17 protein-coding genes are annotated in these 21,494 nt (G+C 44.9%); 3 read left to right on the forward strand and 14 right to left on the reverse strand.

Annotated features, from left to right (window positions below):
- Nucleotides 1-64: 64 nt before the first annotated feature.
- Together AC6EJC_RS02885 and mntR are read right to left on the reverse strand one after the other, a co-directional pair.
- Nucleotides 65-1,807, reverse strand: coding sequence for a family 10 glycosylhydrolase (locus AC6EJC_RS02885; RefSeq protein WP_444952654.1), 1,743 nt, complete (start codon nt 1,805-1,807; stop codon nt 65-67).
- Nucleotides 1,808-1,944: 137 nt separating this feature from the next.
- Nucleotides 1,945-2,370, reverse strand: coding sequence for a transcriptional regulator MntR (gene mntR, locus AC6EJC_RS02890; protein ID WP_007430946.1), 426 nt, complete (start codon nt 2,368-2,370; stop codon nt 1,945-1,947).
- Nucleotides 2,371-2,621: 251 nt separating this feature from the next.
- Between mntR and splB the strand changes: the two genes are divergently transcribed.
- Entirely contained in the window at nt 2,622-3,686 is a 1,065-nt protein-coding gene (splB, locus tag AC6EJC_RS02895; protein ID WP_444952655.1) for a spore photoproduct lyase, read from the forward strand.
- On the opposite strand, the gene AC6EJC_RS02900 is transcribed toward splB, so the two are convergent.
- From AC6EJC_RS02900 to adhE, 8 genes are all read right to left on the reverse strand, one after another.
- On the reverse strand, nt 3,679-4,395 hold the full coding sequence (locus tag AC6EJC_RS02900; RefSeq protein WP_444952871.1) for a cytochrome c biogenesis CcdA family protein: 717 nt from the start codon (nt 4,393-4,395) through the stop codon (nt 3,679-3,681). The two genes, splB and AC6EJC_RS02900, sit on opposite strands and share 8 nt — an antisense overlap.
- 166 nt (nt 4,396-4,561) lie before the next feature.
- A complete protein-coding gene (gene metG / locus AC6EJC_RS02905) occupies nt 4,562-6,580 on the reverse strand; it encodes a methionine--tRNA ligase (RefSeq protein ID WP_444952656.1) in 2,019 nt (672 codons plus the stop codon).
- Nucleotides 6,581-6,996: 416 nt separating this feature from the next.
- Nucleotides 6,997-7,287, reverse strand: coding sequence for a membrane protein insertion efficiency factor YidD (gene yidD / locus AC6EJC_RS02910; RefSeq protein ID WP_444952657.1), 291 nt, complete (start codon nt 7,285-7,287; stop codon nt 6,997-6,999).
- Nucleotide 7,288: 1 nt separating this feature from the next.
- Nucleotides 7,289-7,780 carry a Fur family transcriptional regulator gene (locus tag AC6EJC_RS02915; protein WP_165079678.1) on the reverse strand — a complete coding sequence of 164 codons (492 nt, stop codon included), beginning with the start codon at nt 7,778-7,780 and terminating at the stop codon, nt 7,289-7,291.
- Nucleotides 7,781-8,035: 255 nt separating this feature from the next.
- The gene (locus tag AC6EJC_RS02920) at nt 8,036-10,258 is read right to left on the reverse strand and encodes a copper amine oxidase N-terminal domain-containing protein (RefSeq protein ID WP_444952658.1); all 2,223 of its coding nucleotides are present in this window, start codon (nt 10,256-10,258) and stop codon (nt 8,036-8,038) included.
- A 218-nt stretch (nt 10,259-10,476) separates the two neighbouring features.
- Entirely contained in the window at nt 10,477-11,235 is a 759-nt protein-coding gene (pflA, locus tag AC6EJC_RS02925) for a pyruvate formate-lyase-activating protein (RefSeq protein WP_444952659.1), read from the reverse strand.
- A gap of 65 nt (nt 11,236-11,300) precedes the next feature.
- On the reverse strand, nt 11,301-13,562 hold the full coding sequence (pflB, locus tag AC6EJC_RS02930; RefSeq protein WP_444952660.1) for a formate C-acetyltransferase: 2,262 nt from the start codon (nt 13,560-13,562) through the stop codon (nt 11,301-11,303).
- 328 nt (nt 13,563-13,890) lie between these two features.
- Nucleotides 13,891-16,503: a bifunctional acetaldehyde-CoA/alcohol dehydrogenase gene (gene adhE / locus AC6EJC_RS02935; protein WP_444952661.1), complete on the reverse strand. Its 2,613-nt coding sequence runs from the start codon at nt 16,501-16,503 to the stop codon at nt 13,891-13,893.
- A 258-nt stretch (nt 16,504-16,761) separates the two neighbouring features.
- On the opposite strand from adhE, the gene AC6EJC_RS02940 reads away from it, so the two are divergent.
- On the forward strand, nt 16,762-17,478 hold the full coding sequence (locus AC6EJC_RS02940; RefSeq protein ID WP_444952662.1) for a Crp/Fnr family transcriptional regulator: 717 nt from the start codon (nt 16,762-16,764) through the stop codon (nt 17,476-17,478).
- 157 nt (nt 17,479-17,635) lie between these two features.
- Here AC6EJC_RS02940 and AC6EJC_RS02945 read toward each other — a convergent pair whose 3' ends face one another.
- Entirely contained in the window at nt 17,636-18,403 is a 768-nt protein-coding gene (locus AC6EJC_RS02945; protein ID WP_444952663.1) for a DODA-type extradiol aromatic ring-opening family dioxygenase, read from the reverse strand.
- Between the two features lie 319 nt (nt 18,404-18,722).
- On the opposite strand from AC6EJC_RS02945, the gene AC6EJC_RS02950 reads away from it, so the two are divergent.
- On the forward strand, nt 18,723-19,022 hold the full coding sequence (locus AC6EJC_RS02950) for a hypothetical protein (protein ID WP_444952664.1): 300 nt from the start codon (nt 18,723-18,725) through the stop codon (nt 19,020-19,022).
- Between the two features lie 126 nt (nt 19,023-19,148).
- On the opposite strand, the gene AC6EJC_RS02955 is transcribed toward AC6EJC_RS02950, so the two are convergent.
- The 3 genes from AC6EJC_RS02955 to AC6EJC_RS02965 form a co-directional block, all read right to left on the reverse strand.
- Complete coding sequence (locus AC6EJC_RS02955; protein ID WP_444952665.1) at nt 19,149-19,493, reverse strand: winged helix-turn-helix transcriptional regulator; 345 nt, start codon at nt 19,491-19,493, stop codon at nt 19,149-19,151.
- A 246-nt stretch (nt 19,494-19,739) separates the two neighbouring features.
- On the reverse strand, nt 19,740-20,471 hold the full coding sequence (locus AC6EJC_RS02960; RefSeq protein WP_444952666.1) for a ThuA domain-containing protein: 732 nt from the start codon (nt 20,469-20,471) through the stop codon (nt 19,740-19,742).
- 20 nt (nt 20,472-20,491) lie between these two features.
- Nucleotides 20,492-21,460, reverse strand: coding sequence for a sugar phosphate isomerase/epimerase family protein (locus AC6EJC_RS02965; RefSeq protein ID WP_444952667.1), 969 nt, complete (start codon nt 21,458-21,460; stop codon nt 20,492-20,494).
- Nucleotides 21,461-21,494 lie beyond the last annotated feature (34 nt).

Raw genomic sequence — 21,494 nt, forward strand, 5'->3', positions numbered from 1 at the left:
AGCAGTTCTACTGCTTATGTATGAGAACGGAGGCTTATATAGAACCTATATGATCCAATTTATATCATAATTGATAATAATTTTGAAGAAGCTGAATGAGTCCGTATGGATTTTTGCGCAAATGCTGTGCACTAAAATAAATATCCCCTTTAACTTGCTTATAATTCTCGTTCAGTTCAAGCTGCTTAATTAGCTCTTGAGAAGTTTGCCATCCTTTTTCAGGAGTGCCGATTTTATACGGGGAGTGGCCGATATATAGCTTAACATCTGAATTTTTGACCTCATTGGACCACCATGCGACGAGCTTGTCATAGCCCGCAGCCGGGAAACCGATACTCCAGTAAATTTGTGGAGCTACATAATCAATCCATTCTTTGTTGATCCAGGTTCTTACATCTGCAAACGTTGTATCATACGCTGTAACGCCTGCCTTCGTGTCTGAACCCGTTAAGTCCTGAGACTTGTTGCGCCACACCCCAAAAGGACTAATCCCAAATTGAACTTTCGACTTATCGGCATGAATGCTTTTGCCCAAATCTCGGACAAAACTGTTCACATTATCTCTCCGCCAGTCGCCCTTGTTAGAGATTTTGTTGGCATTATATGCTTTGAAGGTCGCATCATCATCAAAAGTTCCGCTGTAGGGATAGAAATAGTCGTCCAAATGGACACCATCAATATCGTATCCATTTACGACCTCCATAATCGCCGCAATGACATGCTGACGTGCGGCCGGAATTCCTGGATTGATGTATAACTGACTACCGTTCTTAACAATCCAATCCGGATGTTGATTAGCTACATGGTTTGCAGCCAAACCGCTGGTTGTTCCTGTAGAATTAGCCCGGAACGGATTAAACCAGGCATGAAATTCCATCCCTCGTTTATGCGATTCGCTAATCATAAATTTCAAGGGATCATAGCCCGGATTTTTACCTTGGGTATTCGTCAAATACTTGCTCCATGGCACGAGATTAGACGGATAGAGCGCATCACCGCTGGCACGAACCTGAACAAATACCGCATTAATGCCCATGCCCTGCAAATCATCGAGCATTTTAGTAAACTCCTGCTTTTGCTTCTCGGAGCTGCTTCGGGCAGCGGAAGAAGGCCAATCTCCATTAATGGTAGAAATCCATGCTCCACGCATGGAAGTTGAAGCCTTCACTTGAACAACATTTCCCTGTGAAGAACTTGAACCGTCCTCATGAGTAGATGTGGACGGTGAAGTGACAACCGCCTGCTCATCATCAATGGCTTCCTGATCCGTACTTACGCTTTGCTGATTGCCAGATGCAGACGTATCTGATGTGGAACCGCCGCTTCCCGCAGAAGTGTTCCCACCAGTAGAGACACCTTCCTTACCACTGCTTAACGTAATGACTCGCTCTGCGGCTTGCCAGTCCACTTTTAATCCTAACTCTTCCCCAACAAAACGCAGTGGCACCATGACTCTCCCGCTTGTCATACGTGCAGATGCATCCAATCGAACAGACTTGCCATTCACGGTAGCGCTTTGTCCGCCGTTCCCCATAGATATATTTTTGTCCTGTGCTGTAATCGTTACCGTGCCGGATGATTCTGACCAGTTGACCTGAGCACCCAATCCCTCACTAATCACTCGCAGAGGAACCATCGTAACATTGGCTCCCTGTACAATATACGGTGACGCGTCACTTTGCAGGGACTGTCCGTCCAAAATAATCTCAATATCTCCAGTTGGAGCCGCTTGAACTCCAGGCACGATGGCAGTCTGCACTGCTAAGAGTAGCCCCGTAGCCAATACCCCTATTTTCTTCCAATTCATATCATTACAATCCTCCGCTAACCCTGTTAATTTTAACCCCTATCTTGTCCTTCTATATAATGGATAGACGCTAACAACCGGATATTTGTTGCGGTCGGCACAAATAAAAAAAGCATCGTCCGTAAGGACAGATGCTTTTAGGAATCCCCACTTAATTCCTTGTGTATGTCATGAAGCTGGCGCAAGCGATCTTCATCCCGGCGGAAATATTCGACCAATGTCTCGATACGGGTGATCGAATCCCAGCTCAAATGGTGTTCAATACCTTCCACATCTTTATATATCAGGTCCTTATCAACCCCAATCATATCCAGAAATTGCTCTAGTAACTGGTGGCGGTCAACCAACCGTTTGCCGACCTTTTTCCCTTTCGGTGTCAAAATTAGTCCTCGATACTTCTCATATACAAGATAATCGTCCTTATCCAACTTCTGAATCATCTTGGTAACGGACGAAGGATGCACCTCCAGACCCTCTGCGATATCCGAGACACGAGCATATCCCTTCTCATCAATCAGTTGGTAAATGCGCTCCAAATAATCTTCCATGCTTGGCGTTGGCACTTGTTTCCCTCTTTTCTGTTATTGAACGGGCGCTTACCGCCTTCATTTCCTGCGTTAAACCTACTATGTAATGATACATGTTATCATTGCCCATTGGCAAGTCTCATCCCTTCACTCACAGCTATTGCCACGATTTGTTCAATTTAAGCCGGGTACACTAATAACGTCGTCCCTGTATCGTTTATTCCTGCGGCATAACTTAGAGTTGGACACCAGAGCACTGAGGATTTATTTCGAAAGGAGCGTTAGCCATGTCTACGCTTGAGCGTACTCCTGTCCAAACCAGAGCAACTAAGCCATTTTTGCCTGACCTGGTGTTTTTTGAGCCAGACGCACTGAATTATCCCAAGGGCCAGCGTATCATGGATTGGGTCAAAGCCAAGGATATTCCGTATCGGATGACTACCTCTCACAACCGAATTACTAATTTACCAGGTGAAACTGAAGTTGAAAAGTACCGAATGGCAAAAAAGACACTGGTTGTCGGTATCCGTAAAACGTTAACCTTTGACCAATCCAAGCCCTCTGCCGAATACGCCATCCCCATTTCGACTGGTTGTATGGGGCACTGTCACTACTGTTATTTACAAACAACCTTGGGGGCAAAGCCGTATATTCGCGTATATGTTAACACCGATGATATCTTATCAGCAGCTAAAGCCTATATTGAGGAGCGCACGCCTGAAATTACCCGTTTTGAAGCAGCCTGTACCTCCGATCCCGTTGGTTTGGAGCATATCACCGGATCGCTAGGAGACTTGATTCGTTTCATGGCAGATGAGGAATTTGGCCGACTGCGTTTTGTTACTAAATATCATCATGTCGATCCATTGCTGGACATTAAACATAATGGTCATACCCGCATCCGCTTTAGCATTAATTCCGATTATGTTATTAAACAGTTTGAACCTGCAACTTCGCGCTTCGAGGAACGCATTGAAGCAGCGGGCAAAATCGCCCGAGCCGGTTATCCGCTGGGGTTCATCATTGCACCCATCATCTGGTATGACGGCTGGGAAGAAGGTTACGGCGAGCTGCTGCGCAAATTGGGAGAAACCTTGCCCCAGCATGCTACTAAAGATTTGACGTTCGAATTAATTCAACATCGCTTCACCAAAACATCCAAAGCCGTCATCGAGAAACGTTATCCGAAAACCAAGCTGGAAATGGACATTGAGAAACGCAAGAAAAAATGGGGCCGCTGGGGACAAAACAAATATGTTTATCCCGATGAACAGCAAAATGCACTACGAGAGTTTATCACAGAGCGCATTTTTGAACATTTCCCTTTGAGTCGTATTGAATATTTCACATAACTAACATCCAATCTGGGGTAATCTGTTGTAAAAATAGCGTTACATCGGTCATATGATCTGTTACCAGTAAAATGCCAGTGATAACAAGTAGTATGCCACCTGTTTTGATGAGGATGGAGGTATAGCGAGAGGATAGTCGAACAGAGCCTGCCAGCAAAGCTAATACAAAAAATGGAATCGCAAAGCCAAGCGCATAGCCTGTAATCAGCTTGAACCAAATGTGATGCTCTACTGCAGCCAAAGCGATAATGGCCGTTAGCATGGGACCGATACAAGGCGACCAGCCTGCCGCAAACCCAATTCCAATCACAAAGGAACCGGCGTACCCGGCAGGCTTCCATGTCCAGCGAAGCTTATGCTCCCTCATTAGAATCAAAGGACGCACCACACCAAGAGATACCAGTCCCATTAGTAAAATAAGTAACCCCGCTACCACTCTTAGCGTATCCCCATAATTGGCAAACCATTCTCCAAGCAACCCGACACTTGCACCCAATGAATAGAAAACGACCGAAAAGCCCAATACAAAAGCAAGCGTGTGTCCCATCGTACGGTAACGCACCTCAGCCTTGTGTCGTCCTTCAGCCAGTTCACGCGCCGACATCCCTGTCATATACGATAAATAAGATGGATACAGTGGTAAACAACACGGTGAAAAAAAAGAAAACAGCCCGGCTACGATCGCCAACCCGGCGTTGATATCTGTCATCATCATTTCCTCCCACCTGTCTGAAGTGATCACGAGCAAACAAGCCCTACCTACTTAAACATACGTTGGGAAGGAGCTAAATATGATGCAAGCCAAAAAGCGCATGCCCGGGAAGAATGACACCCGAATATACGCTCATTACGTTCTTTTATTTTACTATAACGTGTTACTTTACAATCGCACCATTCGGCATACCTTCCGGTACGGTGGCCAGCGTAAGCTGATCTCCATATGATGCTGCCAAAATCATACCTTGCGACAGCTCTCCCCGAAGTTTTACTGGCTTAAGATTGGTCACACAGATCACCTTGCGCCCAATAATATCTTCAGGTGTATAAAACTTCGCAATCCCGGATACAACCTGCCGCTGCTCATAACCGAGATCAAGTTGGAGCTTCAGCAATTTATCGGCCTTCTTTACAGGCTCACAGGCGATGACCTGAGCAACGCGCAGTTCTACCTTGGCAAAATCCTCAATGCCAATCTCTTCCTTTGCCTCCGGTGCTTCCTGGCTCGTCTCAGATGCATTCTGCGGTTGAATTTGTGCTGTAGCTTCCTCCGGTTTCTTACCTCCAGTCATTGCTTCCACGATGAAAGCAACCTCCTGCTCTGAATCCAGACGCGGGAAGATCGGATTGCCTTTGACCAGCTGCGTTCCTTCTGGAATACGACCAAACTGCTTGCCACTATCCCATGTAGTCAGTTCACCTTGGCTAATACCGAGTTGCTCCCAAATTTTATGAGGAGCACGGGTCAAGAATGGCTGAAGTAAGATGGAAGCGATGCGCAAGCTTTCTACCAAATGCACCATAACAGATGCCAATTCGCGACGTTTTGCCTCATCCTTAGCCAAATTCCATGGTTGCGTCTCGTCAATATACTTGTTGCTACGGCTAATAAATTGGCTAATCGCCGTTAAAGCCACGGAAAACTCCATGTTTTCCATTGCTTCTTCTACTTTGCTATAAGTCGATGTTGCCATGTCTTCCAAAGCTCCGTCGAATGCTGTTACATTCGCTTCATAAGCGGGAACCTTGCCATCAAGATATTTGTCTACCATCGCTACGGTACGATTCAACAAGTTACCCAGATCATTTGCCAAATCCGAATTAACTCGATCCACAAAGCTTTCTGGTGTAAAGGTTCCATCTGCCCCAAAAGGCACCTCGCGTAGCAAGTAGTACCGAAGTTGATCCAGGCCATAACGGTCAATCAACGTTACCGGGTCTACGACATTGCCTTTAGATTTCGACATTTTACCATCTTTCATGAGCAGCCAACCATGTGCAAATACTTTTTTAGGCAATGGAAGATCCAGCGCCATCAGCATGATCGGCCAATATATCGTGTGGAACCGTACAATCTCTTTACCTACGATATGCACATTTGCAGGCCAGAATTTATCGTACAGCTCGGTATTGGAAGAGCCATAACCCAAGGCTGTGATATAGTTGGAAAGTGCGTCAATCCACACGTATACGACATGCTTCGGATCCCCCTTCACCTTAATACCCCAGTCAAAGGTTGTGCGGGATACAGCCAAATCCTCCAGACCTGGCTTGATGAAGTTATTAATCATCTCTTTTTTACGGGATTCCGGCTGGATAAACTGCGGGTTCTCTTCATAAAATTGCAGCAGCCGATCAGCATACTTGCTCATACGGAAAAAGTAACACTCTTCCTTGACCAGTTCTACAGGGTGTCCACTATCCGGGCTTTTACCTCCAGCCACATTGCCTTCAGCGTCCTTCACCACGTCAACCAGCTGAGTTTCTGTGTAGTAAGTTTCGTCAGGAATGCTGTACCAGCCTTCGTATTCTCCCTTGTAAATATCTCCTTGCTTCAACAAACGATCAAAAATTTCCTGTACGACTGCCTTATGACGTTCTTCCGTAGTACGGATAAAATCGTCATTGGAAATGTCGAGCTTCCGCCACAAATCTTGAATACCTGCCACAATATCATCAACGAAACGTTGCGGCGTTTTACCAGCTGCACTTGCCTTTTGCTCAATCTTCTGGCCATGCTCATCCGTTCCTGTCAAATAACGCACTTCATAACCGCGTAGCCGCTTGTAACGGGCCATTGCATCTCCTGCTACCGTCGTGTAAGCGTGACCTATATGTAGCTTGTCGCTCGGATAATAGATCGGTGTCGTAATGTAAAATGTGTTCTCACTGGACATGTGTGTTGCCTCCTGTTTTGTTCACGGCAGCTCCATAAGACCTGCTACCATGATAGGTACTCCAATTCATGAATTTGGCACAAATTGGGCACAAAAAAGACCCCCGCCCCTATGGGACGAGAGTCACCTCACGCGTTACCACCCAATTTCCCTGTATCCTCGCAGACTACAGGCTTCACCGGTCACATCTGACCGCCCATTAACGCTGGATCACGCCTCTCCCTTACGATTGCCTCACCAACACTGTTAAGCTGTGGCAAATACGCTCGAAAAAGGTTCCTCCAGGACCATATTCAGGCTTCGCTCCAGACCGGTTTGCAGCTAACCCCGGCTCTCTGTACTGGACGGTTTACCCTACTCATCCCTTCGCAGGAAAACAATATTAACCAAAATATAACCAAATCCGCATAGCGCTGTCAAGTCAGGCCCTTCTCGGTATGGGGAGCCAAACGATCTTCGCCAGACCTATCTGTCCCCTTTTTTGCAGGAGGAACCAAATCTACCCCACCCGGATGAAAGGGATGGCACTTGGCTATACGCTTAGCAGCCAGCCATGAACCTTTGAGCGCACCATACACCTCTACCGCCTCCAGCGCGTACGCTGAACACGTTGGATAGAACCGGCAGGTAGCCGGCTTTAACGGTGAAATGTAGGAACGATAAAACTTAATCGGAGCCTGTACCACTCTGCGTGTGGTGATTTTCATTTCAGTAGCCTCCGTGGCTGTGAGTGTGACTACTCGTCTGTCTGAATCCCCCATCCGAATTACTCTCAGTATGCCCATTCTTCTGTTGGCAGTCTTTGCAATAACCAAAAATTTCAAACTTGTGCTCGACGATTTGGAATTGATCCGTCGTATCCGTCATTTGCATTGGGCAAAAAGAAATCGGTAATGTCTTCTGACAGCTCAAGCAAATCATATGATGATGGTGATGATGCTCATTACAGCTCACCTTGAACTTCATCCCATCCTCAAAAGATACCTGCTCTAGTACACCCAATTCCTGCATTACACGCAGATTACGATAAACCGTATCAAAGCTAAGTCCACTGTACTTCTTACCCATATATTCATAAACGTCTTTGGGGGACAGATACCCTTCATTCTCGGAAAATAACGTGGCCAACGTTTTGCGCTGATCTGTAATACGCAACCCCTGAGCGGACATTGTTGCGATAATCTCATCCTTTGTCAGCATGCGTTTCACCCTCCCCTGTCTGTAGTTTCAGGTTTTCTGATGCAGGCTTAGGCTTGCATCTATTTATTATACCACGATTAAAGTCAATATTATAAGAGATATTCGCATCATTACATAAGAAAAAGACGTTCTCCGCTGCTACAACCAAATTCGCAGCAGGAGAACGCCTATATTCTACAAGTGACGTCGACTTTTAAACGGTGAATGATGAGACTCAAGTAGTCTAAGCCGGTAAACAGCACCGGTTATTTCATATTAATTTTTAATAGCTGGCAAAGGCATAACTACTACAGAAACCGGCAAGTTACTTCCTGCAGCTGCAGTGAAATACATCTCTACACTTTCCTCGATATGACCTGTGCGATACAGCACACTCATCTCATTCGGAGCCCATACAGCGCCGTTCGTCGGGATACCCACAACCTGATTGTTTACCATCGCATAGCCGGAATATTCGCCTCCACGCGGGTTAAACGTAATCAGAGAATACGGTGCTACATGATCCAGTTTAACCTTATATACGACCCCAAAGTTACCGGCATTGGAAGCAGAAGAGCCGTCCAGACCGTCCGTACCAATCAGGTTCGGGTCTACCTTATTATCGCCAAGAACGATACGTTGAGCTGTTTTACCAACCTCTTCGGTATAGTTGAGCGAGATATCCGCATTAGCGTACGTTCCACGGTTATGAATACCGTCCTTAGGCAGTTTTGCCAGAGTAGGCAACACGGTCATAGGATCTGCATTCGCATCCACCATAATGACCGTGTATTGAATTGGTTGATCCGTGTACAGATCCGATAAGAGAGAAATGACCTGCTTTTGTTTCATTTTTTTCTCGTTCAAATCCTGCAAAATAATACGGCTTTCACCTGGATTCAGAACCGTACTAGAACGTTTGCTTCCATCTATCATAGATTGAAAATATTTTTGAATCGAAACTTTACCCGCTGCCGTTGCAAATTCAGATGGTCCGGCAAAACCGGAATTTTCGACATTCAGGTTGGCAGCAGTAATATTGTTGTTTGTCGCAATCACATACATTTTCACATCTCTACCCGTTTCATTTACATGGTGGACGAGTATGCGCGTGCTGCCTGATCCGGTTTCCTGATACACAATTCCGTCCTGGAATACACGTTCCGGGCTGTTAGCACGGATCAGAAGGCGCGGTGAAGATGTACTAGTCAAAGGAATGGTAGCCATGGTAGGCACCTGACTGCCGTCTACTGTATATTTATCACCATAAGGTGTGAAGATTTTGTTGAAATCATCTTCGTTGTACAGCAGTTCATTCGTTATTTTAATCGTTTCGCTTTTGGTATTCGGTGCGCCGTGCTTATCCGTCACGGTTAGCGTAATTGTTACATCACCTGGTTGGAAGAAGGCAAGTTTCTTGTTCTCCCAATCACGCTTAGTAATAGCATTCTCATCATCCGTACTCAGATCCGTAATGGTGATCTTTTCACCCATTTTGTACTCTTTTTTATCAGTTGTAAACAGAGCTACTGGCGGTTGATTTGGCGGTCTTACTGTAATTGTAACTGAGTAAGGATCACTCCAGTTCCCTGCAGAGTCAAGAACAGAATAGGTAACTACATATGTACCCGGCTCCTGAAATACGTCCTGCTTACCTTCCCAACGTTGGTTCACAATCGGAAGACCTGTAGGAGAAGATTCCTTCGTCAAATACGTCACTTGGGTTTCGCCCGCATAGATATCTTTTTGTTGAACCGTGAAGGAAGCTTTAGGTTTTTGATTCAAATCCAGAACAACCTGTTTTGTCGTATTATTCACAGTATAAGGAATGTTTAATGCCTGTGTAATGGAGGTCAATGGCACCATAAATACATTCTTTTGTTGGAAAGCAGGGCCCTTCATTTCTCTCGCTTCACCGTTAACTGTGTAAATCTTGCTGTCAGTCTTGAAGCGCATTACGTTTGTACCTTGAGTGATAACGGTTTCCTTGGTAGCAGTGTCGTAATTAAACTGAAGACCGACACGACTGACCAGCGAACGGATAGCTACATAAGAAACCCCGTTCTTCACGGTCATTGGCTGAGTTGCCGTATATACCTGTCCGTTTTGTTCCATTTTCGCGCTGTTTAAATACAAAATCAGTTGATTGGCATTCATGGATGTTGGAGCTCCACCAGGATTGGTGATCGTTCCGTCTCCACCGTATACATCATTGGATACGTTCGATCCGTTGGTTGTATCCGTAGGCAGGCCAGTCAATGGATCATTGGATACGCCTGTGTTATTAGGTGTCACCGTGTCATTTTGTGTGCCTGTTCCAACTTGATCTCCGATGCTATTCTGAACGCCGGAATCAGCAACATTGGCCTGAGCCTGCTGTGCGCTAACCGAATCGGTGGATTGAACAGTTGTTGATGCTGCTTCTGCTCCTACAGGGGCTACTGCGGCCACCTGAGCTACCGCAAGCGCGGTGAGCATGGTCCATTTCTTGAAATTCATTGTCTGTCTCCTTCTATCACCAAATTATTATCATTCCCGTAAAAAGTCATACTATTAGACGCGCCAGTTGTTAAAAAGTTGCTGGGAATTTTGCTGATCATGAAAAAAAGGGAACATTCTCCTGTGACTGCAAAAAATTCAACAACAAAAAACCGCCTCCCATCTGACCTGATGTGGCGGCGGCTTCATAACCAGAAAATAGCTTCTGGACCATTACATTATGATGGACGACAGATAGCATTCGTTCCTGCAGTCTCCAGACGACCCTCTTCAATGAGTCGGTAAGCACGTTGAACTTCTTCATCTGTAGGAGACGGAACTCCTTCCAGCGGATACGCCTTTCCGAGCATTTCCCATTTGTAAACACCCATTTGATGGTAAGGTAAAATTTCGAATTTCTCGACTCCGTTCAACGTTCCGATAAACCGGCCCAAATTCAATAGATCTTGCTCGTCATCATGAATACCCGGTACAAATACGTGTCTAATCCACATTTTGCGCCCTTGCTCAGACAACCAGCGGGCCGTACTTAGCATACGGTCGTTGGACTTGCCTGTAAGCTTAATATGCTTGTCGTTGTCGATATGCTTAATATCCAGTAGCACCAAGTCTGTTACGTCCAGAAGATCATGGATACGACCCGCATCATTAAAGCCGTTACTGTCCAGTGTCGTGTGCAAATTCCAGCGACGTTTCACTTCTTTGAACAGCTCTGCTACAAAATGAGCTTGCAGTGTCGGTTCTCCACCGGATACGGTCAATCCGCCTCCTGAAGAACGATAATAGGCTAAATACGGCTCAATTTCAGCCAATACCTCCTCCAAGGTCATCGGATTACCTTCATTCAAGGCCCAAGTGTCCGGGTTATGGCAATATTGACATTTCAACAAGCATCCTTGCATAAAGAGCACGAAGCGGATGCCGGGACCATCGACGGTCCCGAAGGTTTCCAATGAGTGTATGTGGCCTTTCAACATGTTGCATCATCCTTCCCGCATCCGCTATGCGTGCGTCATTGTAATATATGATACGTAAAGCTTATTTACATTGTACCGTGGAAAGTACGGTTAATAACATCCAACTGTTGTTCACGAGTCAGCTTGATAAAGTTAACGGCATAACCAGAAACACGAATCGTAAGCTGTGGATAGTTTTCTGGGTGTTCCATTGCATCCAGCAGTTGTTCACGAGCAAACACATTGACATTCAGATGATGTGCGTGGCTTCCAAAGTAGCCATCCATCATCGAAACAAGGTTTGTTTTGCGTGTTTCTTCTTCTTTACCCAGTGCTTTAGGAACGATGGAGAAGGTATTCGAAATACCATCCAGACTGTGTTCATAAGGCAATTTGGCGACGGAACTCAGAGATGCCAAAGCACCTTTTTTATCACGGCCATGCATCGGGTTTGCACCTGGTGCGAACGGTTCGCCTGCTTTACGTCCATCCGGTGTTGTACCTGTTTTCTTACCGTACACCACGTTAGAAGTAATGGTCAGTACAGATTGAGTAGGAACCGCATTCCGATAAGCTTTATGCTTGCGAATCATGCTCATGAAGCTCTCTACCAGTTCTACAGCGATGTTATCTACACGGTCATCGTTGTTACCGTAGCAAGGATATTCGCCTTCGATTTCAAAGTCGACGGCAATCCCTTTTTCGTTACGGATTGGTTTAACTTTTGCATATTTAATGGCGCTCAAGGAGTCGGTAGCAACTGACAGACCAGCAATACCACAAGCCATGGTACGGAGAATATCACGGTCATGCAACGCCATTTCAATGCGTTCGTAGCTATATTTATCATGCATGTAGTGAATAACATTCAAAGTGTTCATGTACAGTTTTGCCAACCATTCCATCATAGGTTTGAAGCGGCTCAACACTTCTTCATAATCCAGCACTTCACTTGTAATGGCTGGGAATTCAGGACCTACTTGGACGCCAGATTTTTCATCCTTACCACCGTTGATTGCATACAACAGAGCTTTTGCCAAGTTGGCACGAGCACCAAAGAATTGCATTTGTTTACCGATTTTCATTGCCGATACACAACAAGCAATACCATAATCGTCTCCATAAATCGGACGCATCAGATCATCATTCTCGTACTGAATGGAGCTAGTTTCAATGGATACTTTTGCACAATATTTTTTGAAACCTTCAGGCAGTTTTTCCGACCACAGTACGGTCAGGTTCGGTTCCGGTGCAGGTCCCAGGTTGTACAGGGTGTGCAGGAAACGGAAGCTGTTTTTAGTTACCCGAGTTTCTCCACTTACAGACATACCACCAATGGACTCAGTAACCCAAGTTGGATCTCCACTGAACAGCTCATTATAATCAGGTGTGCGCAAGAACTTAACAATACGCAATTTCATAACAAAATGATCGACCAGTTCTTGAGCTTGTTCTTCTGTCATTGTACCCTCTTCCAAATCACGTTGAGAGTAAATATCAAGGAAGGAAGATACACGTCCTAAGGACATTGCTGCGCCATTTTGTTCTTTGATTGCTGCGAGATATCCAAAATACACCCATTGGAAAGCTTCTTTCGCATTGTTAGCAGGTTTTGAGATATCAAAACCGTGCTCAGCAGCCATTTGTTTCAGTTCATTCAAAGCACGAATTTGTTCGGAAATTTCCTCACGCAGACGAATTACGTCTTCTTCCATGGAATCAACTTCAAGGCTTTTCAGTTGAAGCTTTTTATCTTGGATCAAGAAGTCTGCACCATACAGAGCTACACGACGATAGTCACCGATAATACGACCACGACCGTATGCATCTGGCAGGCCAGTAATGATACCAGCTTTACGAGCTGCTCTCATTTCATCTGTATAAGCATCAAATACACCTTGGTTATGCGTTTTACGAATATGAGTGAAAATATCAACAATGCTTTGCGGTACTTCAAAACCATAGGCTTTGCATGCGTCGATCATCATCCGGATTCCGCCAAACGGCTGCAAAGAGCGTTTGAATGGAGCATCTGTTTGTACACCGACAATTTGTTCTTTATCCCGGTCCAGATAGCCCGGCTTATGTGAAATAATAGTGGATGGCGTATTCACGTCTACATCAAGCACGCCGCCGTTTGCCAACTCTTTTTTGGTAAGATCGGATACAATATCCCACAGTGCAGTTGTGTTGGCGGTAGGACCAACCAAAAATTCTTCATTGCCAACATAAGGTAAGATATTTGTTTCAATAAAATCGTTGACGTTGACTTCTTTAGTCCATTTGCCTTTTTTAAAACCTCTCCAGCCAGATTGTTGCTCTTGTAATTCTCTCTCAATCACCGACATGTAAATCCCTCCAAATTGTTTGGTCTTCCGGACTTGTGATTTTTTTCACGAAAAAACTATTTCTTGAGCCCGGCCTTTTCACCGATGCCTTACGCTCAGTGTCGGGACCTTTCTTACACCCTTATTGTAGAATAATGATAGAGTGTAGTATGTGACAAAAATCACAATATGAGTGATTTTTATCACTTTATTTTCCCTAGCTTCACGCCTGTACCTTTAGCCTTGCCGTTCACCTCCCTTCCCAAACCAACAGGCCCTCTATATAGAGAGCCTGCATCGGTATTGAATGGGAAAATGCTTTGTCACAAGCCTCTTCGTATCTATTATATTATTGGTCAAAACGTCCGTAGAAGGCATTGCGGTATACATCAGCCAACTCGGTAACCAGCGGCAACTTTGGATTCGCAGTTGTACATTGATCCTCAAAGGCGCGGTCAGCCAGATAGTCTACGTGTGCTTCAAAATCCTTCGCATCGAAACCGATTTGTTGGAACGATTCCTCGATACCGAGTGTTTTGTTCATCTTACGGATCGCGTCAATCAAGCTGTTAACCCCTTCTTCAGTGGTGCGTGCAGGCAGTCCCAGTATGCGCGCGATTTCTGCATAACGCTCATCCGCAACAAAGTGCGAATATTTAGGGAATGAAGCAAATTTTGTCGGTTTTTTCGCATTATAGCGAATGACGTGCGGCATCAAAATGGCATTCGTGCGGCCATGCGCTGTATGGTATTGTCCGCCCCATTTATGTGCAAGACTGTGGTTAATGCCCAAGAATGCATTAGCAAACGCCATACCTGCGAGTGTAGAAGCATTATGCATTTTTTCGCGAGCCAGCTTGTCACCGGTCAGAGCCGATTGCTCCAGGTATTGGAATACCAATTGAATGGCTTTAATCGCCAGACCGTCTGTATAGTCGTTAGCCATTACGGACACGTAAGCCTCGATGGCATGTGTCAGAACGTCCATACCTGTATCCGCTACAGCTGTTTTAGGCAGCGAATATACAAACACAGGGTCAATAATTGCCACATCAGGAGTCAACTCATAGTCAGCCAGCGGGTACTTCGTGTTGCCCAGGTTTTTGTCCGTAATTACTGCGAACGATGTAACTTCCGAACCTGTACCCGAGGTTGTAGGGATAGCTACAAATTGTGCTTTTTGACCCAGACGTGGGTATTTGTAAATCCGTTTACGGATATCCATAAATTTTTGTTTTAAGTTATTGAAATCAGTATCTGGATATTCATAGAACATCCACATGCCTTTAGCTGCATCCATTGGCGAGCCGCCGCCCAGTGCGATGATGCAATCCGGTTGGAAACGTCTCATCATTTCTGTACCACGTTCTACCGTAACTGTCGATGGATCTGGCTCTACTTCAGAGAACACTTCGATAGCTACCGGTGTTTGGCGTTGATGCAGATAATGAATAACACGATCTACATATCCCAGTTGTACCATCATAGGGTCCGTGATAATGGCTACACGTGTGATATCAGGCATTTTAGCAAGATACTGTGTCGAGTTTTTCTCAAAATAGATTTTGGAAGGTACTTTGAACCATTGCATATTCACCGTCCGTTTCGCCACCCTTTTCACATTAATCAAATTGACTGCCGATACGTTCGACGAAGTCGAATTACGACCGTACGAACCGCAACCGAGTGTCAACGAAGGAAGGTTGGTGTTGTACATGTCGCCAATCGCACCATGTGTGGAAGGTGCATTTACAATGATACGTCCTGTTTGCAGACGGTTTGCGAAGCGAGCGATAACGTCCTCATCGTTCGAATGAATAGCGGACGAGTGGCCCATGCCCCCGAATTCCACGACTTCAGCAGCCCGCTGAATACCTTGTTCCGCATTTTTTACTTTATAGCAAGCCAATACAGGACTCAATTTTTCCGCAGACAATGGGAATTTTGTTCCCACACCTTCAATCTCAGCGACCAAAATTTTAGTTCCTGCTGGTACTGTAATACCACTCATTTCAGCAATTTTCACAGCAGACTGCCCGACGATTGCTGGGTTCACTGCACATTTCTCGACATTCATAGCTCCTTGAGTGAGCTTAGCTGCTTCTTCTTTATTTACAAAATAGCAGCCGTTAGCGATCATCAATTTTTTCACTTGTTCGAAGATTGGCTCTTCGATAATAACCGCTTGCTCGGAAGCACAAATCATACCGTTGTCAAAAGATTTAGAGAGGATGAGATCGTTCACGGCCTGCTTGATGTCTGCTGTTTTTTCAATAAAGCAAGGCACGTTACCTGGGCCTACACCCAGAGCAGGTTTACCGCAGCTATATGCCGCCTTAACCATGCCTGATCCACCAGTTGCCAGAATCAGCGCCACATCAGGGTGGTTCATCAGTACATTGGTCTTATCCATCGAAGGTGCTTCAATCCATTGAATACAATCAGCTGGAGCACCATGTTTAACAGCTGCTTCGAGCAAGACGCGGGCTGCTTCCGCACTACACGATTGAGCAGATGGATGGAAACCGAAAATGATTGGGTTACGTGTTTTAATGGCAATCAACGCTTTGAACATCGTAGTCGAAGTCGGGTTTGTCACTGGAGTGATCCCCATGATAATGCCGACTGGCTCTGCTATCTTTTGAAAACTGTCAAAATCATTGTCCTCAATGACACCGACGGTTTTTTCATTTTTGATACTATGATAGATATATTCTGTTGCAAACATGTTTTTGGTGATTTTGTCCTCGTACACACCGCGTCCTGTTTCTTCAACAGCCAACTTCGCCAGGTACATGTGTTTATCCATCCCTGCGAGTGCCATAGCTTGTACGATTTCGTCAATCTGCTCCTGATTCATACTCATGAAAGCTTGCTGTGCCCGGTTCGCCCGGTCAATCAGCGTTTGAATATACTGCTCTGCGCTTTGCTCTTTTTGGATAACCTCGTTTTTAACAGCCATTTCCCTCATCCTCCTGTTATCTCGTGTACTATCTCTTGTTCACGCACTGATCGTAACACAGGTTTTCAAGATATATTGTGATTTTTTTCACAATCTATTTAAAATTTTATTTTATGAAGTGAATTAAATCACAAAGTTTGAAAATCTGCCACTTTTACCCCCTCTTCTTGCCCCAAAAACGCATAGCACAGGTATATAATGAATTTGAATTGATCAAGTTGCAGATAAAAAACATAGGATACAAAGGGGAAATGGACGATGAGAAACCCTACAAATGTAATGGAAACCCGCGGTAACACCTGTTGCTTCTCGGAGGCCAGCTTCAACCGACTGCAAGTCATGATGAAAGATCGAGTCATGCCAGAAAGCTCACATCTGTTCTGGGAAGGAGATACAGCGGATAAGCTGTTTTATATTAAGCGCGGACGCGTGAAAGTAACCAAAACAACGGATGAGGGTAAGGAACTTATTCTATATATGTATCAAAGCGGCGATCTTGTTGGTCAAGCCGATCCATTTTTCGGCACCAAGCACTCCTTTTCTGCTGAGGTTCTGGAGGACAGCGATATTGGCGTCATCGATCATACAGACCTTGAGCTGCTTATTTGTCAGCATTGTGATTTTGCGATTGACTTTATGAAATGGATGGGGTCGCACCACCGCATTACTCAGACAAAGTTCCGCGATCTGATGATGTACGGTAAGCCCGGCGCTCTATGTTCCACACTCATCCGACTGTGCAACACCTATGGTGAGCCTCACGGCGAACATATCCTGATTCATAAAAAAATTACTCATACTGACTTATCAAATATGATCGGTGCCACTCGGGAAAGCGTAAACCGGATGCTTAGTGATTTGCGTAAGAAAAATGCAGTTGAATATGATAATGGCATGATTGTTGTCAAGGATTTGGAAATGCTGCAAGGCGTATGTCATTGTGAATTGTGTCCGCGTGAGATTTGCCGGATATAATATTTGCCAGATATACTAAATAGTTTTTTGTGTAAAAGGGAGTGTTAAAGCCATTATTAGCTTATAACACTCCCTACTTTAATTCCACTCCCCCCTCTTATAAAGGTGGGCAGTAGTGAAGCGCCAAACAATAATCCTTCTTCCGGCGACACACTTTTTAAAACTGCAAGCATAGATAACTTAAATTCCCCATCTCATAGCTTCTGTGGATGACCTTGGCTTTGTTTGCCGGATTTCCGCTCCCCATTGCAATAAACAATGGTACAAAGTGCTCTGCTCTTGGTACCGCCTGGCGAGCATACGGCGCTTCGCTTTCATAGCGATCCAAATCCTCTATATCTCCACTTTGCACTTTTTCAATAATCCAGTCATCAAAATCAATAGCCCAAGGCTCTGTTTTCGTTTCTTCCCATTTGACGATACGCAGATTATGGACAGTCACTCCACTTCCAATGACCAGAATATCCTGTTCTCCCAGTCCGCGCAGCACTTCACCAATGGCATATTGTGCTTTGGGCGAAAGGTATGGATTTACAGAAATCTGAACTATCGGAATGTCTGCCTCAGGATACATACGATACAACAATGTCCAGGAGCCATGATCCAGTCCCCTCACCCGATCAGTTTGTACGTCGATGCCCTTTTGTTCATATAATTTTTTTAGCTTATTGGCCAGTTCCACAGAACCATGTGCAGGATATTTCACCGCGTACAGTTCTGGTGGGAAACCGCCAAAATCATAAATTGTACCGTACACGTCATCCATCGAACTGATCGTCAACACTTGCGTTTCCCAGTGAGCAGTAAAGATAACAATAGCCTTAGGGCGAATCCTTTTCCCCAATTGTTCTAAAAATGCAGTATAGTCCGTCTGTTCAATAGCAAGCATCGGTGACCCGTGGGCCAAAAATAAAGATGGCATCATATAAAAATCCCCTTATTATTCACTAATTTATTTTATTCAACAAGTAACTTTATGTAAGTTATATTACATAAGTAACAAGGTTATGTCAATACAGACTTAAACATACACTTAAAGATTAGCAATTCTTTAAATAAAGATTGATGTGGGTATAAAGTCATAGTAATATGTAACTAGTAAATTTAAAATATTCACTATATATCGATATAAAGGACTGGTTTCTATGGAGATACATACTGCGAATTGCCCAAAATGTGGTTCCGTTTTCCGTCAAAATCTCAGAAACCTGTGCAGTACTTGTACTCAGGAAGAAAATACATTTTTGGACCGCTGTTCTAACTATTTGTGGAAGCATCCCTCTACTCACACCCGCCAGCTCAGTGATGTAACTGGCACACCTATGGATTTGCTCACAGACTGGGTAAGAGCAGGCAAGTTTCCCTCCACATACAGCCAGCTTGATTATCCTTGCGAGTCCTGCCATTCACCCATTTACGCAGGAAGACTTTGCCATTCGTGCCTGGGTACATTCCGCTCGGCCGCACTGGATATTCAAACCCGTGTGCCCCGCCGTACAACAGCCGGATTATTCTCAGTTGCAGGGCGCGCCAAAGGTTATTAAGCCGTACTACCTATGTACATCATTTCTGTGAAATGGGTAATATAGGCCTATACACAAAATAAAAAAACAGCCTTTTTCCTAGAAAAAGGCTGTTTTGCTATGAGAAACGCTTATTTAGTTTGGTGCTCATCTAATCCATTCCTCAGCCCAAAATTGAATCTGTTCCATAACCGGCTCAAGTGCACGGCCTTTGGTTGTTAGCTCGTATTCAATGCGGACAGGAGTTTCCGGATATACATGACGTGTAAGGATTCCCTCATTTTCCAAATCCTTCATCCGCTCTGATAACATTTTGTCACTCATTGTGGGAATCAGATTGGAAATATCCTTAAACCGCTTGGGACCGCTCATCATGGATTGAATAATCAATCCGTTCCAACGCTTGCCCAGACATGAAAAGGCGGTTTCAAAACGCGGACACATTTTTGTAAATTGCGGTTGACTCTCCAAATTTTTCACCTTCTTTTGCATTTCGGTTTGATAAAGCTTTCCTTTTGTTAGTATATATCATTTTAGCATACTTTATCCCGAAAGAAAACACTTTCTTCTTAAATTAAATACCTTCACCGATAAAGTTGCCATGACCAAAACTGATTATACAACAAACCAACGCGGCAGGTATATGTCTAAATCGTTAAATACAAACAGGCGGAATCCCTAGAGGTTCCGCCTGTCAACCTGTTTATTATAGAACTCATCAAAATGTGATGATTGTAATTATACCAGCACTCCACCGAGAGGCCTTACTGGTTCACTTCTACCATATATTGGTTTATTGATGCCTGTCGGAGAAGTCCAACGGATGCTGTTAGCAATGACCTTCAAAATATCAGGCTGGTAATAGGTTGGATACGTTTCATGACCTGGACGGAAATAAAATATTTTACCACTGCCTCGACGGAAGGTACATCCAGTTCTAAATACTTCGCCGCCTTCAAAGTTGCTAACAAATACCAGTTCATCCGGCGCAGGGATATCAAAGAACTCGCCATACATCTCTTCCTGCTCCAACAGAATTTTAGCGTCTATGCCTTCTGCAATGGGGTGCGACGGATTTACCGACCAAATAATCTCCTGTTCGCCTGCTACTCTCCATTTCAGATCACAACTGGTGCCCATTAGGGCTTTAAATGGCTTGGAAAAATGGCCCGAGTGCAGCACGATCAAGCCCATTCCTTCCTGTACTCGCTTTACAACACGCGCTGTAACTTCATCACTTACCTGATCGTGGGCTTTATGCCCCCACCACAGCAGCACATCTGTGGAATTCAGGATTTCTTCTCCCAAACCATGCTCGGCATCATCACGCAGAGTAGCTGTTCGAATGGCAAATCCCTCGCCTGCCAGGCCGTCAGCCAACGCTTTGTGTATCCCGTCAGGATATATCTGTTTAGCTTCATCATTCAACTTTTCGTTCAAAAATTCATTCCAAATGGTGACGTTAATCATCAACATTTCCCCCTATTAGGTTAGACCCACCACATCTCGCTCAGCGGTTCTTCAATCAGAACCTGACGAAGATTGTGGACAGCCTTAGTAAAGCCTTCCTCCACGGACATGAGACCATCTTCATGCTCAATACTCACTACATAATCGTACCCCACCAGACGCAGAGCACTAATAATATCTGCCCAGGTTTTTACATCATGCCCATAGCCCACAGTACGGAACTGCCATGCGCGATCAAGCATTTTCGTATATTCCTGCATATCGGTAAGTCCGTATTTATTTACATTGACCGGATCAATCGTCGTATCCTTGGCATGAAAATGGTGAATGGCACCCTCTCGGCCCAAAATTTGAACCGCCTGCACTGGATCAATTCCCTGCCACCACATATGGCTCGGATCCAGATTAGCACCAATGACCTCTCCCGCCGCTTCACGCAAACGAAGCAAGGTCGCTGGTGTATGAACAGAGAAGCCCCCGTGTAACTCCAGTCCAATTTTAACATGATGATCTGCTGCAAATTTCCCCGTTTCGGTCCAGTAAGGAATAATTTTATTCTCCCATTGCCACTTCAACACTTCCTGAAAATCATTGGGCCACGGAGCCACGGGCCAGTTCGGATACTTCGCATCTTCGTGATCACCCGGACAGCCGGAAAAAGTGTTCACAACAGGAACTTCCAGCTTTTCCGCCAATCGAACCGTTTTAAGAAACGTATCATGATCAGCCTGTGCCAAATGCTTTTGCGGATGAAGAGGATTGCCGTGACAGCTAAGCGCACTAATCGTTAGTCCCCGGGACTCTACTGCTTTTTTGAAATTTTTGAGCGCCGTATCATTCTCTAGCAACTCATCCGGCTTGCAGTGCTTATCCCCCGGGTTGCCGCCTGTACCGATTTCTACCGCATTCAATCCTTGAGAAGCCACATAATCCAGCGCCTCCTCCAGTGAACGTCCGCCGAACAACACCATAAATACTCCAAGTTTCAAAAGAAATCCCTCCCTGTATCATATGTGAAAAAAG

This window comes from Paenibacillus sp. TY11, assembly GCF_059772165.1.

Coding starts and splice junctions, on each gene's coding strand:
- AC6EJC_RS02885 (WP_444952654.1), bottom strand. CDS start 1,807: ATGAATTGGAAGAAAATAGGGGTATTGGCTACGGGGCTACTCTTAGCA.
- splB (WP_444952655.1), top strand. CDS start 2,622: ATGTCTACGCTTGAGCGTACTCCTGTCCAAACCAGAGCAACTAAGCCA.
- AC6EJC_RS02900 (WP_444952871.1), bottom strand. CDS start 4,395: ATGACAGATATCAACGCCGGGTTGGCGATCGTAGCCGGGCTGTTTTCT.
- metG (WP_444952656.1), bottom strand. CDS start 6,580: ATGTCCAGTGAGAACACATTTTACATTACGACACCGATCTATTATCCG.
- yidD (WP_444952657.1), bottom strand. CDS start 7,287: ATGAAAATCACCACACGCAGAGTGGTACAGGCTCCGATTAAGTTTTAT.
- AC6EJC_RS02915 (WP_165079678.1), bottom strand. CDS start 7,780: ATGCTGACAAAGGATGAGATTATCGCAACAATGTCCGCTCAGGGGTTG.
- AC6EJC_RS02920 (WP_444952658.1), bottom strand. CDS start 10,258: ATGAATTTCAAGAAATGGACCATGCTCACCGCGCTTGCGGTAGCTCAG.
- pflA (WP_444952659.1), bottom strand. CDS start 11,235: ATGTTGAAAGGCCACATACACTCATTGGAAACCTTCGGGACCGTCGAT.
- pflB (WP_444952660.1), bottom strand. CDS start 13,562: ATGTCGGTGATTGAGAGAGAATTACAAGAGCAACAATCTGGCTGGAGA.
- adhE (WP_444952661.1), bottom strand. CDS start 16,503: ATGGCTGTTAAAAACGAGGTTATCCAAAAAGAGCAAAGCGCAGAGCAG.
- AC6EJC_RS02940 (WP_444952662.1), top strand. CDS start 16,762: ATGAGAAACCCTACAAATGTAATGGAAACCCGCGGTAACACCTGTTGC.
- AC6EJC_RS02945 (WP_444952663.1), bottom strand. CDS start 18,403: ATGATGCCATCTTTATTTTTGGCCCACGGGTCACCGATGCTTGCTATT.
- AC6EJC_RS02955 (WP_444952665.1), bottom strand. CDS start 19,493: ATGCAAAAGAAGGTGAAAAATTTGGAGAGTCAACCGCAATTTACAAAA.
- AC6EJC_RS02960 (WP_444952666.1), bottom strand. CDS start 20,471: ATGATTAACGTCACCATTTGGAATGAATTTTTGAACGAAAAGTTGAAT.